This window comes from Deinococcus pimensis DSM 21231, assembly GCF_000519345.1.
GTDB lineage: Bacteria > Deinococcota > Deinococci > Deinococcales > Deinococcaceae > Deinococcus_A > Deinococcus_A pimensis.
The window spans coordinates 6,600-20,872 of record NZ_KI912672.1 but is presented as its reverse complement, the minus strand read 5'-3'; the positions used below and the strand labels follow the sequence as shown (position 1 = coordinate 20,872).

Annotated in this window: 14 protein-coding genes; 11 read left to right on the top strand and 3 right to left on the bottom strand. The window is 71.1% G+C overall.

The genetic code is table 11. The features are described 5' to 3' along the window. Positions 1 to 19: 19 nt before the first annotated feature. Positions 20 to 838, top strand: coding sequence for a pyruvate, water dikinase regulatory protein (locus tag DEIPI_RS0121875; protein ID WP_027483175.1), 819 nt, complete (start codon positions 20 to 22; stop codon positions 836 to 838). A gap of 3 nt (positions 839 to 841) precedes the next feature. On the opposite strand, the gene DEIPI_RS0121870 is transcribed toward DEIPI_RS0121875, so the two are convergent. The 3 genes from DEIPI_RS0121870 to ppdK all read right to left on the bottom strand — a co-directional run bounded on the left by DEIPI_RS0121870 (position 842) and on the right by ppdK (position 4,477). After that, positions 842 to 1,279: a PIN domain-containing protein gene (locus DEIPI_RS0121870; RefSeq protein WP_027483174.1), complete on the bottom strand. Its 438-nt coding sequence runs from the start codon at positions 1,277 to 1,279 to the stop codon at positions 842 to 844. After that, on the bottom strand, positions 1,276 to 1,719 hold the full coding sequence (locus DEIPI_RS0121865) for a helix-turn-helix domain-containing protein (protein WP_027483173.1): 444 nt from the start codon (positions 1,717 to 1,719) through the stop codon (positions 1,276 to 1,278). The genes DEIPI_RS0121870 and DEIPI_RS0121865 overlap by 4 nt, the downstream gene beginning before the upstream one ends. A gap of 112 nt (positions 1,720 to 1,831) precedes the next feature. Then, on the bottom strand, positions 1,832 to 4,477 hold the full coding sequence (ppdK, locus tag DEIPI_RS0121860) for a pyruvate, phosphate dikinase (protein ID WP_027483172.1): 2,646 nt from the start codon (positions 4,475 to 4,477) through the stop codon (positions 1,832 to 1,834). Between the two features lie 251 nt (positions 4,478 to 4,728). On the opposite strand from ppdK, the gene DEIPI_RS0121855 reads away from it, so the two are divergent. From DEIPI_RS0121855 to rpoD, 10 genes are all read left to right on the top strand, one after another. Continuing rightward, complete coding sequence (locus tag DEIPI_RS0121855) at positions 4,729 to 5,433, top strand: DUF4397 domain-containing protein (protein WP_027483171.1); 705 nt, start codon at positions 4,729 to 4,731, stop codon at positions 5,431 to 5,433. A 61-nt stretch (positions 5,434 to 5,494) separates the two neighbouring features. Next, positions 5,495 to 6,901, top strand: coding sequence for a molybdopterin-dependent oxidoreductase (locus DEIPI_RS0121850; protein WP_027483170.1), 1,407 nt, complete (start codon positions 5,495 to 5,497; stop codon positions 6,899 to 6,901). Between the two features lie 35 nt (positions 6,902 to 6,936). Beyond that, complete coding sequence (dgt, locus tag DEIPI_RS33615; RefSeq protein ID WP_045234933.1) at positions 6,937 to 8,214, top strand: dGTP triphosphohydrolase; 1,278 nt, start codon at positions 6,937 to 6,939, stop codon at positions 8,212 to 8,214. Positions 8,215 to 8,251: 37 nt separating this feature from the next. Continuing rightward, complete coding sequence (locus tag DEIPI_RS0121840; protein ID WP_027483169.1) at positions 8,252 to 8,920, top strand: spermidine synthase family protein; 669 nt, start codon at positions 8,252 to 8,254, stop codon at positions 8,918 to 8,920. Between the two features lie 189 nt (positions 8,921 to 9,109). Beyond that, a complete protein-coding gene (locus DEIPI_RS0121835; RefSeq protein ID WP_027483168.1) occupies positions 9,110 to 10,126 on the top strand; it encodes a zinc-dependent alcohol dehydrogenase in 1,017 nt (338 codons plus the stop codon). Then, a complete protein-coding gene (locus tag DEIPI_RS0121830) occupies positions 10,123 to 11,199 on the top strand; it encodes a Gfo/Idh/MocA family protein (protein WP_027483167.1) in 1,077 nt (358 codons plus the stop codon). Before DEIPI_RS0121835 ends, DEIPI_RS0121830 begins: the two co-directional genes overlap by 4 nt. Positions 11,200 to 11,270: 71 nt before the next feature. Beyond that, a complete protein-coding gene (locus DEIPI_RS0121825; protein ID WP_027483166.1) occupies positions 11,271 to 12,227 on the top strand; it encodes a lipocalin family protein in 957 nt (318 codons plus the stop codon). 76 nt (positions 12,228 to 12,303) lie between these two features. Next, positions 12,304 to 12,579 carry a hypothetical protein gene (locus tag DEIPI_RS0121820; RefSeq protein ID WP_027483165.1) on the top strand — a complete coding sequence of 92 codons (276 nt, stop codon included), beginning with the start codon at positions 12,304 to 12,306 and terminating at the stop codon, positions 12,577 to 12,579. A gap of 46 nt (positions 12,580 to 12,625) precedes the next feature. Beyond that, positions 12,626 to 12,826, top strand: coding sequence for a hypothetical protein (locus DEIPI_RS0121815; protein ID WP_027483164.1), 201 nt, complete (start codon positions 12,626 to 12,628; stop codon positions 12,824 to 12,826). A 173-nt stretch (positions 12,827 to 12,999) separates the two neighbouring features. After that, a complete protein-coding gene (gene rpoD, locus DEIPI_RS33610) occupies positions 13,000 to 14,178 on the top strand; it encodes an RNA polymerase sigma factor RpoD (protein WP_084474779.1) in 1,179 nt (392 codons plus the stop codon). Positions 14,179 to 14,273: the final 95 nt, after the last annotated feature.

Here is a 14,273-nt window from a genome sequence, read left to right as displayed (position 1 = left end):
CGCCCCGTATGCTGCGGACGTGACTCCCGACTTCCACGTGTTCATCGTCTCCGACGGGACGGGCCTGAGCGCCGAGACCGCCGCGCGCGCGGCGCTCGCGCAGTTCCCGAGGTTGCGGCCCGCCGCCCGCTTCCACCGCTTCACGGAGATCGGGGACGTGGAGGTCCTCACGCGGGTCGTGGAGGCCGCGCGTGACGTACGCGGCGCGGTCTTCCACACGCTTGCCCGGCGGGACTGGGCGGGCCGCCTGCGTGACCTCGCGGGGAGCGCGGGCGTGCCGGAGTTCGATCTGCTGCACGCCGCCGTCTCCGTCGTGGAGGCCGCGTCGGGCGAGACGCCCCTCGACGCGCCCAGCCCGCGTCGTCTGGACGAGGCGTACTTCCGGCGGGTCGAGGCGATGGAGTGGACGGTGCGGCACGACGACGGCCGCGAGCCTGCCAACCTGCGCGACGCCGAGATCGTCCTCGTCGGCGTGAGCCGCACCAGCAAGACGCCCCTGAGCATCTACCTCGCCAACCGCGGCTACCGCGTCGCGAACGTGCCGGTCGTGCTGGGGGTGCCGGTCCCCTCGACGCTGGCGCGTGTCTCACGCGAGCGGGTGTTCGGTCTGCGCATCGACGCGTCGGTCCTGCTGGAGATCCGTCAGAACCGCGTGCGTCAGCTGGGCTCCACGGGTGGGGAGTACGCGGACCCGCAGCGGGTACAGGAGGAGCTCGACTACGCCGAGGACGTCTTCCGGGCGGGGCGTTTCACCGCGCTGGACGTCACGGGCCGCGCCGTGGAGGAGACGGCCGCCGAGATCGAACGCCTGCTGGAACGCCGCCTGGCGCGCGGTTGAATGTCAGAACAGGCCGAGCCGGAGCAACTTCCTGGGTTCGAAGACAGGTAGATCGAGTTCGGCGCGGAGGTTCAGAAGGTGCCGGTCCCTTGAGACGATACCGTCAGAGTGCGAGGCGACGAGCAGGTCCAGCATGTACCAGTCCTTCGGATCGGGGCAGGAGGGCCAGTCCAGTTTGGGGACCTGCTCGTGGTATTCCCCGAGGCGGTGGAGTTCCGTCGCCGCGCGGAAGGCGAACGACGGTGTGATGACGCCCGAGCCCAGGTTCAGCACGGCAGGGTAGGACAGGACGTCGGCGAGTTCGGTGAAATGGCGCTCGCACAGGACGAGCAGGACGTCGAAGCGGCGGGCCGCCTGGTAGAAGTCGAAGGCGGGACCCACGGTGCTGGTGAATCCGCTCAGGAGAACGTTGACGTCGGGGATGAGGCGCGCGGGCCTCAAGTCTCTTCCTGTTCGTCGAGGCGTCGCTCACGGCTCAATCTATTGAGGCGGCCGTCAGCGAACCGGGCACGAAGGTCGTCCTCCGAAAGGGCGGGCAGACGGACCTGCTCGTCGTGCGGCGCTTGTGCTCTGGCCCAGCTCACAGCCTGATCGATGAGCTCGCTCCGTTGCTCCTCGGAGAGGTGTTCGAAGGCCGCGCGCAGGGGCTCGAAGGGATCGGCGGGCTCGTGGATCTGAAGGGCTGCCGATCCGAGGATGCGGTCGATGGCGGCGGTCGGAATCCGATACTGGGCGCGGCCCGTCGGGGTGGTCCTGACGCGTACCGCCTCCAGCGCGCCCTCCCGGATCTGACGCCTCACGGTGTCATCGCTGACGTGCAGCAGTCTGGCCGCCTGCTGCACCGTGAGGAGGCGCAGGGGTTCATGTTTGGGTGTACTCACGCTCTCACCTCAGGCTATTGTGCCGCAAGAAGCGCGGGAGGCGCAAGAGCCGCAGGATGGCGTAGAAGGTGGACGGGGAAGAACTCCTCCCCGTCCACAGATCGCCTTCCCACTACTTCGTGCTGTGCGTCACCTCGCCGATGGTCGCCTGGGCGGACGCGAGGCGCGCGACGGGCACGCGGAAGGGGCTGCACGACACGTAGTCGAGGCCCACCTCGTGGAAGAAGCGCACGCTGCGCGGGTCGCCGCCGTGCTCGCCGCACACGCCGAACTTCAGGTCGGGCTTCACGCTGCGCGCCTGCGCCACCGCGAGCCGCACGAGGGCGCCCACGCCGTCCACGTCGAGCGTCGCGAAGGGATCGTCCTTCAGGATGCCCGCCTGCAGGTAGTGCGGGATGAACTTGCCCTGCGCGTCGTCCCGCGAGTAACCGAAGGTGAGCTGCGTCAGGTCGTTCGTGCCGAAGCTGAAGAAGTCCGCGTGACGCGCGATCTCGCCCGCCTCCACGCAGGCGCGCGGCACCTCGATCATCGTGCCGATCGGGATGTCGAGCTTCGCGCCGCCGAGCGCGCGGACCTCGTCGAGGACGGCCTCCACCTGCGCGCGTGCGAGCGCCAGCTCCGTCGCCGTCCCCACCAGCGGGATCATGATCTCCGGGCGGGGTGTGCGGCCCTCCCGTTCGAGCTCCGCGGTGGCCTCCGCGATGGCGCGCACCTGCATCCGGGTGATCGCGGGCCGCGTGAGCCCGAGGCGGATGCCTCGCAGACCCATCATGGGGTTGACCTCGTGCATCGCCTTGACGCGCGCGAGCAGGGCGCGGTCGGCCTGGGCCTCGTCACCCTCGTCGCCGCGCGCCTCGGCGGCCGCGACGCGCGCCGTGAGGACCTCCAGGCTCGGCAGGAACTCGTGCAGGGGCGGGTCGAGCAGGCGGATCGTGACGGGCAGGCCGTCCATCGCGAGGAGGATGTCGCGGAAGTCGCTGCGCTGGGCTTCGAGCAGATGTTCGAGCGCCCCGCGCTCCTCGTCGGCGTCCTGCGTGAGGATCATGGTGCGCACGTGCGGCAGGCGGTCCTCGCCGAAGAACATGTGCTCCGTGCGGCAGAGGCCGATGCCCTGCGCGCCGAACTCGCGGGCGCGGCGGGCGTCCTCGGGCGTGTCGGCGTTGGCGCGCACGCCGCCACGCCTGAACTTGTCGGTCCAGCCGAGGAGCTCGTCGAGGCAGGCGTCCACCGTGGCGGGCAGGGTGCGGACCGCGCCCGCGTAGACGCAGCCGGAGGTGCCGTCGATGGTGAGCAGGTCGCCCTCGCGGACCTCCACGCCTTCCACGGTGAGGCGCGCGGCGCCGCGCTCCATCCGCAGGCTCTCGGCGCCCACCACGGCGGGCTTGCCCATCCCGCGCGCCACGACGGCCGCGTGGCTCGTCATGCCGCCGCGCGCCGTGAGGATGCCCCGGGCGGCGGCGAGCCCGTGGATGTCCTCCGGGCTGGTCTCGGGCGTCACGAGGATGACGGCCTCGTGCTCGCCGCGCCGCGCGGCCTCGTCGCTGCTGAAGACCGCCACGCCCGTCGCGGCGCCCGGGCTGGCCGGAAGGCCGCGCGCGAGGACGGGCTGGCCGTGGTCCGGGTCGAGGCGGGGGTGCAGCAGCTGGTCGAGGACGGCGGGGTCCACCCGGCACACGGCCTCGCCGGGCGTGATGAGCCGCTCCTGCGCGAGGTCCACCGCGACGCGCACGCTCGCGCGGGCGCTGCGTTTGCCCGCGCGGGTCTGCAGCATGAAGAGCCGCCCGCGCTCCACGGTGAACTCGAAGTCCTGCAGGTCGCGCATCTCCTTTTCGAGGAGCGTCGTCATGACGAGGAGCTGGCGGTGCACGTCCGGCATGAGCCGCGCGAGGCGGTCGAGCGGTTCGGGCGTGCGGATGCCCGCGACGACGTCCTCGCCCTGGGCGTTCATCAGGAACTCCCCGAAGGGCACGGGCTCGCCCGTGTTGGGATCGCGGGTGAACCCGACGCCGGTGCCGCTGTCCTCGCCGAGGTTGCCGAACACCATCGCCTGGACGTTCACGGCGGTGCCGAGGTCGTCGGGGATGCCGTTGAGACGGCGGTACGTGACGGCGCGGCGGTTGTTCCACGAGTCGAACACGGCGCGGACGGCGCCCTGCAGCTGCGTCCAGGGGTCCTGCGGGAAGTCGTGCCCGGCACGCTCGCGGTAGATGTTCTTGAAGGTGCCCGTGAGGGCCATGAGGTCCCGCGCGCCGAGCTCGGCGTCGCTGGAGACGCCACGCGCGTGCTTGAGGTCCTCGAGGGCCTCCTCGAACTCGTGCTTGGCGACGCCCGCGACGACGTCGCCGTACATCTGCACGAGGCGGCGGTAGGCGTCCCAGGCGAAGCGCTCGTCACCGCTAGCGCTCGCGAGGCCGATCACGGTCTCGTCGGTGAGGCCGAGGTTGAGGATGGTGTCCATCATGCCGGGCATGCTGAACTTCGCGCCCGAGCGGACGGAGACGAGCAGGGGATCATCGGGGTGGCCGAAACCGCGCCCCGCCTCGCGCTCGAGGCGGGTGAGCTGGGCGCGCACCTCGTCCCAGAGGCCCGCGGGCATGGCCCGAGCGGCGTGGTAGGCGTTGCAGGCCTCGGTGGTGATGGTGAAGCCGGGCGGGACGGGCAGGCCGAGCCGCGTCATCTCCGCGAGGTTGGCCCCCTTGCCGCCCAGGAGGGCCTTCCAGTCTCCGCGTCCCTCGTCGAAAAAGTAGACCAATGTCATGTGTTCCTCCTCGTGAATGGGTGTGGATGCGACCGAGCCTAGCAGGCCGCCGAAGATGAGAATACACAAATAAGGTCAAGGCGCATTCAAGAATCGCGATCCAGAGCGGTGAAGCGCTTCCGTTTGCCGGTGTATTGAGTACACGAATTCATAGAGGTGGCGATGGCGCGTTCATCTCATCTTCATACTTCGTCCTCGAACATCCACCTTCGCGAACCCCGCATACAACCGGGTGAAAGGCAGGAACCCCCATGAACAAGAAGATGATCACCGCCGCCGTGACCGCCCTCACCGCCCTCTTCAGCGCTGCGAGCGCCGCCCAGATGAGCGACCAGGCCTTCGTGCGCGTCGTGCACGCCAGCCCCGACGCGCCCGCCGTGGACGTCTACGTGGACGGCACCCGCACCGTCGCGAACGCCGCCTTCAAGGCCGCCACCCCCTACGGCGAGGTTCCCGCCGGCAAGCACAAGGTCATGGTCACCGCCGCGGGCGACAAGAACACCGTCGTCATCGAGGCCGACGTGGACCTCAAGGCGGGCACGTACTACACCGTCGCCGCCGTCGGCTACCTCAAGAACATCCGCCCGAAGATCTTCACCGCCACGGGCCTCAACATGGACAAGGGCAAGGCCGAGGTGAACGTCTACCACCTCTCCCCCAACGGCCCGCGCGTCCAGGCCCTCGCGGTCGACATGAACAACGCGCCCCTGCTCAAGACGGGCCTCGCGTACGGCAACAAGGGCACCCTCCTCGTCAACCCCATGGGCGTGAACCTCAACGTCGTGCCCTTCGGCATGACCACGCCCGTCGTGAAGAACCTCAGCGGCATCAGCGTCGCGGGCGGCAAGAGCTACAGCATCTTCGCCGTCGGCCTCGTGGGCGGCACGGGCGCGCAGGCCTTCGACCTCGTCGCGGTCGAGGACAAGCTCGTCATGGGCTCGATGGCCGCGAAGTAAGCGTCACGGGCGGGCGGGCGCGGGGTCGCCCCGCGCCCGCCCCCATTCCTGAAGGAGACGAATGAACACCTCCATGACGTGGCTGCGTGCCTGGCTCACGGCGGCCCTGCTGAGCGTCCTCGGGTACGCCGCGCTGCGCGCCCTCGCGGCGCCCTACCCGCCCCTCGTGCTGTACGGCGTCCTCACCCAGTTCCTCGGCGTTCCGCGTGTCTTCCAGGTGCTGCACGAGCTCTTCGGGCTCGGACAGGGCGGCAAGACCTTCGCGTTCCTCGGCGTGACGCTCGCGTGGCTCGGCGGGCTCACCCTGCTCGGACGGTTCGTGCCGCGCGCGCTCGCGGCGCTCCTGCTCACCCTCGCGCTCGCCCCGCTCGTCGGGTGGGCGGCCCCCGCGTACGGCGCGACCTTCCTGATCCTCGCGACGCTCCTCTCCCCCGCCCTGCGCGGCCTCGAAGCGCGCGGTGACCGCCGCCTCGTGCTCGGCGCGATCGGCGGCGGCGCGGCCCTCGTCGTGGGCGGCGGCCTGCTGAACCTCTTCCGCTCCGCCGTGCCCGCGGCCGAGACGGCGGCCCTCACGCCCGGCGGGCCCCTCCCGGGCGGCCTGACGCCCGTGAAGGACTTCTACTACGTCTCGAAGAACCTCGAGGCCTTCGATCCGAAGCTCGACGGGGAGAAGTGGCGCCTGAAGGTGGACGGCCTCGTGCGCGAGGAACTCAGCCTCAGCCTCGCGGACCTGCGCGCCATGCCCGCGCGTACCGTCGAGCTGACCCTGTCGTGCATCTCCAACCCCGTCGGCGGTCCCCTGATGGGCAACGCCGTCTGGACGGGCGTGCCCTTCGCGGACGTGCTGCGCCGCGCCGGAATGAAGGGCGGCGCCCGCTACGTCGTGTGGCGCGCCGCGGACGACTACGAGGAGTCCCTCCCGCTCGGGCAGGCGCTGGAGGACGACGTGCTGCTCGTCTATGAGATGAACGGCGAGCCCCTCACGCCGAAGCACGGCTTCCCGCTGCGCGTCCTCATCCCCGGCCGTTACGGCATGAAGCAGCCGAGGTGGATCACGCGGATCAGCCTCACGGCCCAGGACGTGCCGGGCTACTGGGTGAAGCGCGACTGGAGCCGCACGGCGCACGTGGTCCTCACGAGCCGCATCGACTTCCCCGTCGAGGTCAGCCCCGTCGTTCCGGCGGGTAAGCCCACCAGCGTGCGCGGCATCGCCTTCGGCGGCCTGAAGCCCGTCACGAAGGTCGAGGTGACCACCGACGGCGGACGGACCTGGCAGGCGGCGCGGCTCACCCCGCCGAGGTCGAAGTACGCCTGGACCCGCTGGGAATTGCCCTGGACGCCGAGCGCCGGGAGCTACCAGGTCGCCGTGCGCGCCTGGAGCGGCGAGGAACTGCAGGTGGAGCGCGACGCTGACGCCCTGCCGGAGGGCGCGACGGGCTGGCATCACTTCATCGTCAACGCGAGCTGACGCGTGTCGGGCGCCCGGCGGCGCTATCCTCGGGCATGCTCGCCGCCGACGCCGTCTACGACTGGTTCAACGCGCACGACACCCAGCGTCGCTACCCCACCGAGGCCACGGGCGCCGAGGGTGACCGCCGTGACCCCTACGAGCGTGACCGTGCCCGCGTCATCCATAGCAGCGCCTTCCGCCGTCTGCAGGGCAAGAGCCAGATCTTCGCGGCGGGCTGGTCCGGGTACCTGCGGACCCGCGTGACGCACGCGATGGAGGTCGCGCAGATCGCGCGGGCCATCGCCACGAACCACGGCCTTCCCGGCAGTCTCGCGGAGGCCGCCGCGCTCGCGCATGACCTCGGGCACCCGCCCTTCGGACACAACGGCGAGGAGGCGCTCAACCACTGCATGCGGCCCTACGGCGGCTTCGAGGGCAACGCGCAGACCTTCCGGATCCTGTCGCGGCTCGAACCGCTCACCACGCGGCATCCGGGCGTGAACGTCACGCGCGCCACGCTGCTCGGCGTCCTGAAGTACCCCGGCGGGCGCGGCGGCGTCCCCGCCATGTACGAGGACGACGCCCGCCACGACGGCGGCTGGCTCTACGAGGGCGTGGCGCGCGGCGAGAACGGCGAGCTGCCGCGCAGCGTCATCTGTCAGATCATGGACTGGGCCGACGACGTCGCCTACAGCCTGCACGACCTGGAGGACGGCATCCGCAGCGGGCTGCTGTCGCATCACGCGCTCGTGACGGTCGAGGCGACCGAGCGCGTCACGCTGCGCGCGCAGCGGGCGCTGCCCGGCATCGAGCGGGACTTCGTGGCGTCGGTGCTGCGTTCTCTGCACGCCCGGCTCGACGACGGTCTGAGCATCACGCCGTCCGCGCCGCGTGTCCGCGAGATGGAGGGCTCCTACGTGCACCGCTTCGTGACCGCCACGAGCGTGGAGGTGACCGACGAGCCGCGCACCTGCTTCGACTTCCGGCTGGTGGTCCCGGGTGAGATGCGCACCGAGTGCGCGGTCCTCAAGGCCGTCACGCAGGAGCTGATCCTGCGCGATCAGCGCACGGGCGTCTCCGCGCGGCAGGCGGTCGGGACGGTCACGGAGCTCTTCGAGCTGCTGCTCGACACGGCGAACGGCGACCTCGACGACATCCGCGCCGCCGTGCTTCCCAAGGAGACGCGCGACGTGCTCGCCGCCTGTTCCTCGGAGGGCGCGCGGGCGCGCGTCGTGTGCGACTTCATCTCCGACATGACGGACGCGGGGGCGGGCGAGTACCACCGCCGCCTCTTCGGCGCGCCGCAGAGTTCGCCCTTCGCGCCCCTGTGAGGGGCGTGCTAGGCTTCCACACCGGAGGCGAAACGACATGATTCCCTGGACGGTCCTCGGCACGGCCCCCATTCCCGGAGGCGAGGGCGAACTGCGGCTCGCGCGGCGCGGCGCCGAGTTCTCCATCAGCCTCAGTGGACGCGGCGAGCTGATGAACAGCCGCGTGCACTCCTCGGAGGACGCGCTCGCGGAGCTCGCCGTGGCGGAACTGCACGCGCCGAGCCCGCGCGTCCTGGTCGGCGGGCTCGGCATGGGCTTCACCCTCGCGGCGGCACTGCGGGTCCTGCCGCCCGGGGCGTCCGTCACGGTCGCGGAGCTCGTGCCCGCCGTGGTGGATTGGAACGAGGGCGCGCTGGGCGAGTGCGCGGGCTGGCCCGTCCGCGATCCGCGCGCGGTCGTGCGCGTCGCGGACGTCGCGGACGTGATCGCGGGAAGTGCCGGGGCCTTCGACGCGGTCCTGCTGGACGTGGACAACGGCCCGGAGGGCCTCACGCATCGGGACAACGACCGCCTGTACAGCCGCGCGGGGCTCGCGGCGGCCCGGCGGGCGTTGCGTCCGGGCGGGGTGCTGGCCGTATGGTCGGCTCATCCGTCACCGGCATTCACGTCTCGTCTGCGGTCCGTGGGGTTCGACGTACGCGCGGTGGACACGAGGGCCAGGCAGGGACGCGGTTCGCGGCACGTGATCTGGCTGGCACGGACCTGATCCCGCCGGGTCGCAACGTTGCGACCCGGACGTCGGCCGATCAGGTCGCAACGTTGCGACCTGACGCGGGTCTCGAACCGGCAGGCCGTGAGGCTCGCGTTTTCCGGCGTGCGCGCGGTACGCTGCATGTACATCTCAGCTCGTCCCGCCCGGTCCACGGGCGTCCCCTCGTCGTTCCCGGAGGACCGAATGCAGGCACTGGTGTTCGAAGGCCCCTGGCAGATGCCCCTTCGCGAGCTGCCCACTCCCGAGCTCGGGCCCGGCGACGTGCTCGTCCGCGTCGCCGCGGTCGGTGTGTGCGGCTCGGACGTGCACGGTTTCACAGGCTCCACGGGGCGGCGGCGCCCCGGCGTGGTGATGGGTCACGAGTTCTGCGGTACCGTCGCGGCCCTGGGCGCGGACGTCACGACGCTCGAGGTGGGCGCGCGCGTGGTCGTCAATCCCATCGTGTCCTGCGGGCACTGCGCGCCCTGCCGGGCAGGACGGCGCAATCTGTGTCTGAACCGCCTCGGGATCGGCTGGTCCGTGGACGGCGCCTTCGCGGAGTTCGTCCGCGTGCCGCAGGAGAACGTCGTCCTGCTGCCCGGAAGCGTCTCCTGGCATCAGGGCGCGATGGTCGAGCCCCTCGCCGTCGCCCTGCACGCCGCGAACCTCACGCCGCTCGACGTGGGTGACACGGCCGTCGTCGTGGGGGCGGGCCCCATCGGGCTGCTGACCCTGCTCGCCCTGAGGTCGCGCGGCGCCGGGCGGGTCGTCGTGACGGACCTCAGCGAGCGCAGGCTCGCGCTCGCGCGGGATCTCGGCGCGGACGCCACGGTGAACGGACGCGAGCAGGACGCCGCGTCCACCGTCCGTGAGCTCACGGGCGGACTCGGCGCGGACGTGGTGCTCGAGGCGGTGGGCGTGAGCGCCACCGTGGGGACCGCCTTCGCCTGCGTCCGCACGGGCGGGCAGGTCACCTGGATCGGCAATTCCGCCCCCGAGGTGCAGGTGCCCATGCAGGACGTCGTGACACGCGAGCTCGTCGTGCGCGGCGCGTACGCATTCACGTCCGAGTTCGCGCGCGCCGTGGACCTCCTCGCCTCGGGGCGGATCGACGTCGCGCCCCTCGTGGAGGAGGTGGCGCCCCTCCCTGAGGGCCCCCGGCTCGTCACGGCCCTGGCGGACGGCTCGCTCGACGCGGTGAAGGTGGTGCTCGAACCTTGATCGGCTTCGCCGTCGTGGGACCCGGCAAGGTCGCGCACACGCACGCGGCGGCCCTGGCGGCGTCGCCCGTCGCGCGGCTCGCGGTGGTCTGCGGCCGTGACGAGGGCCGCACCGCGAACTTCGCGCGGGTGTACGGCGCGCGGGCCACCACGTCCCTGGAGGACGCCGTGAACGATCCCGACGTCGCGGCCGTCATCCTGTGCACCCCGCACCCGCGTCACGCCGACGAGGCCGTCACGGCGGCCCGCGCGGGCCGTCACGTGCTCGTCGAGAAGCCTCTCGCGCTCACCGTCGCCGACTGCGACCGCATGATCGCGGCGGCGCGCGAGGCGGGCGTGCGGCTCGGTGTGGTCAGTCAGCGCCGCCTCTACGAGCCCGTGCAGCGCGTCAAGCTCGCGATCCTGGAGGGCCGCCTGGGCACACCCGTCCTCGCGACGCTCAGCCTGCTCGGCTGGCGCGGCCCGGAATACTACGCCATGGACGCTTGGCGCGGCACCTGGGACGGCGAGGGCGGCGGCGTCCTCGTGAACCAGGCGGTGCATCAGCTCGACCTGCTCCAGTGGTTCATGGGACCCGTCGAGTGGGTCGGGGGGGACTGGGCGAACCTCAACCACCCCGGCATCGAGGTGGAGGACACCGCCGTGGCTACCCTGCGCTTCCGCAGTGGCGCCCTCGGCAGCGTCGTCGTGAGCAACTCGCAGAACCCGGGGCTGTGGGGCCGCGTGCACGTGCACGGCTCAAACGGCGGGTCCGTGGGCGTCCAGACGGACGGCGGGTCGAGTTTCGTCGCGGGCGTCACCACGGCGGTCGAGCCGCCCGTCAACGACCTGTGGACCCTCCCCGGCGAGGAGGGCCGCCTCGCCCCGTGGCAGGCCGAGGACCGCGAGCGCGCCGCCCGCATCGACGTGATGACGCACTACCACCGCCTGCAGGTCGACGATTTCGCACGCGCCGTGCTGCAGGACCGCGAGCCGCTCGTGCCGGGCGAGGAGGGCCGCCGCACCGTCGAGCTCTTCGAGGGCATCTACCGCTCGGCCCGCTCGGGCGAGCGCGTCACCTTCCCGCTCTTTTAGGAGGTCTTCACCCTCCCCGCATTTCGCGTGGGCGCGCAATCTTGACGCGGGGGTCCCGGCTACGGTGGGGCATGCGTACCCTCCTCGCGACGCTCGTCCTGACGGGTGTGCTGGCCGCCTGCGCGCCCGCCACGCAGCCCTTCGACCCGGACGCCCGCCTCGACCCCGCCGCGCTCGGACCGAAGAATTCGCAGCTGGAGTGGTGGTACGTGTCGGGCTATCTCCCGGAGAGCCGCGCGGCCTTCCACTGGGCGCAGTTCAAGACCGTCTACCGGGGTGTGCCCTACTTCGTGTCGCACGTGGCCGTGACGGACCTGGAGACCGGGAAGCTCGTCTTCCAGGAGCAGAACAGCGGCGGCACCGAATTCCGCTTTCCGCCCCTGCTGGTGCGGCAGGGAGACTGGCAGCTGCGAGAGGACGGCGGCCGTTACGCGCTCGACGCCGGGCCCGTGAAGCTCTCCCTGACGCCCCTGAAGAACTCTGTGGTGCACCCGCCGGGCTACTCGGGCACGGCGGAGGTGGGCCGCATGTACTACCAGAGCGTCACACGGCTCGATCTGCGCGGCACCCTGAACGGGCGTGAGGTCCGCGGGCTCGCCTGGATGGACCACCAGTGGGGCGACCAGATTCCCGGGCAGCAGGCGCTGTGGGACTGGTTCGGGCTGCACCTCTCGAACGGCGTGGACCTGATGGTGTACCGGGTGAAGGACGCGTCGGGGAAGGTCGTTCAGCTCGCCGGGTCCTGGGTGGACCCGCAGGGCGTCGCGCGGGAGGTGCGTGACCTGCGGGCGGTGCCGCGCGAGACGTGGCGCTCCCCGACCGGACGGGAGTACACCCTCGGCTGGGACCTCGTGGCGGACGGCTTCACCCTGAAGGTGGACGCCGTGAGGCGCGAGCAGGAGCTCCTGTCGCCCGCCACCGTCGTGGCGTACTGGGAGGGGCCGGTGCGTGGGGCGGGCACCTGGGGGGATCAGCCGATCACGGCGGAGGGCATGGGAGAGTTCGTGGGTGGATCGTTGCTGCGCTGACCTTCACACGACCTTTTCTCATCTTCCGGAGCGGCTGTTCGCATGAATCGACCGTCTCGTGAGGGTATCATGAGGCATGGTCGACGAACTCGATGAGCTCAACCGGGAGTGGCTCGGCAACCTCGTCGGCGCGCACGACCTCGCGAAGATCGACACCCTCGTGGCGCTCGGCGTACGCTTCCGCTGGGACCACGCGCCCTGCGGGTCGCTCCGCTTCCAGGCGGTGAACACGCGTGGGCGGGTCGTCGCGGAGACGACCGCCTGGATCGGGGCGAGCCGCGCGATGATGGTCACCATGACGCTCGACGCGCTCGGCGTCTCGGCGATGGAGCGTCCGCACGGCGCGGGTTGAGCGTTCTCGCACCAACCCCGCCGTGGGCGCGTCTACAGTGGCGCGCATGAGCGACAAGAACGCCCACGAGAACCACGACGACCGCACCGAGCACGGGCGCTGGACACCCGACGTGTCGCGTGAGGCCGACCGGATCATGAACGATCTCGGCGACGCCCTTCCAGAGGAGACGGCCGTCGACAAGACAGACAAGACACGCCTCAACAGTCCACTGCGGCAGAAGGGCACGGAGGACCGCGAGGACTGACGCTCCGCGCACGTACGCGGAAACGTGACCGACGCCGCGTGGCGTGGCAGAATGGGCGGGTGCCACTTGCTTCAAGCTTCATGTGCGTGCGCCCGCACGCCGGCCTGTGGCATGCTGTCATGCCATGAGGGCGACCGTGATCGAGCGTCCGCACCCTGCCCTTCGGAGCCACGATGAGTGAACCCCGCAAGAGACGAACCGGGACGACCACCCGGCGCACCTCCCCCAAAGCCGCCGACCCTGCCCCCACCGCCCCACCCGTCGTCCCCGACGACGCGGACACCCGCCCCCCGACGGAGATCGCCGAACCCGACGAGGCCCTGCTCGAAGCCGAGGAGGACCTCCCGGAGGACATCGACGAGGAGGAACTCGCCGACGAGGAGACGCCCGCCGAGGAGGACGAGGAGACCGTCGAGGACGCCGTTCGCGCGACCAGCACCGACCCCGTGCGGCAGTACCTGCACGAGATCGGCCGCGTGCCCCTGCTCACGCCGACCGAGGAGATCAACCTCGCGCGCCGCATCGAGGAGGGCGAGGCGGCCCGCGCGAAGCTGGAGTCCGACCTCGACCTCGACGACCGCGCCCGCCGGGGACTGCGTCGCCAGATGGAGGACGGCGCCGCCGCCAAGCAGGCCCTCATCGAGGCGAACCTGCGTCTGGTCGTGAGCATCGCCAAGAAGTACAACAACCGCGGCATGAACTTCCTCGACCTCATTCAGGAGGGCAACGGCGGCCTGATCCGCGCCGCCGAGAAGTTCGAGTACCGCCGCGGCTTCAAGTTCTCCACGTACGCCACGTGGTGGGTACGGCAGGCGATCAGCCGCGCCATCAGCGACCAGGCGCGCACCATCCGCATTCCCGTGCACATGGTCGAGACGATGAACAAGCTCTCGCGCACCACGCGGCAGCTCGCGCAGGAACTCTCGCGCGACCCCACCTTCGAGGAGATCGCCGCCGCGATGGGACCCGGCTGGGACGCCGCGAAGGTCGAGGAGGTCCAGAAGCTCACCGTCGAGCCGATCTCGCTGGAGACGCCCATCGGCGCCGAGGGCGACTCGTCCTACGGGGACTTCATTCCGGACGACAGTCTCGACTCGCCCGCCGACAATTCGGACCGCGTGATGCTCTCCGAGGCGCTGGAGCAGGCCCTCGCCCGGCTCGACGAGCGCGAACGGATGGTCATCAAGCTGCGCAAGGGCCTCGTGGACGGCCGCGAGCACACCCTCGAGGAGGTCGGGCAGTACCTGCGCGTCACGCGCGAGCGGGTCCGGCAGATCGAGACGAAGGCGTTGCGCAAGCTCAAGTACTTCGAGAGCCGCACACGCAGCCTGCGCGACTACCTCGACGACTGAGCGGGAACGGGCCGGGGCCGGGAGGATGTTCCTCCCGGCCCCGCGCCTTCATGGGCGCTCCTCGCCCAGCAGCTGCTCGATGCGGGCGAGCAGGT

Coding starts and splice junctions, on each gene's coding strand:
- DEIPI_RS0121840 (WP_027483169.1), top strand. CDS start 8,252: ATGATTCCCTGGACGGTCCTCGGCACGGCCCCCATTCCCGGAGGCGAG.
- DEIPI_RS0121820 (WP_027483165.1), top strand. CDS start 12,304: ATGGTCGACGAACTCGATGAGCTCAACCGGGAGTGGCTCGGCAACCTC.
- DEIPI_RS0121815 (WP_027483164.1), top strand. CDS start 12,626: ATGAGCGACAAGAACGCCCACGAGAACCACGACGACCGCACCGAGCAC.
- DEIPI_RS0121835 (WP_027483168.1), top strand. CDS start 9,110: ATGCAGGCACTGGTGTTCGAAGGCCCCTGGCAGATGCCCCTTCGCGAG.
- DEIPI_RS0121825 (WP_027483166.1), top strand. CDS start 11,271: ATGCGTACCCTCCTCGCGACGCTCGTCCTGACGGGTGTGCTGGCCGCC.
- DEIPI_RS0121855 (WP_027483171.1), top strand. CDS start 4,729: ATGAACAAGAAGATGATCACCGCCGCCGTGACCGCCCTCACCGCCCTC.
- dgt (WP_045234933.1), top strand. CDS start 6,937: ATGCTCGCCGCCGACGCCGTCTACGACTGGTTCAACGCGCACGACACC.
- rpoD (WP_084474779.1), top strand. CDS start 13,000: ATGAGTGAACCCCGCAAGAGACGAACCGGGACGACCACCCGGCGCACC.
- DEIPI_RS0121850 (WP_027483170.1), top strand. CDS start 5,495: ATGAACACCTCCATGACGTGGCTGCGTGCCTGGCTCACGGCGGCCCTG.
- ppdK (WP_027483172.1), bottom strand. CDS start 4,477: ATGACATTGGTCTACTTTTTCGACGAGGGACGCGGAGACTGGAAGGCC.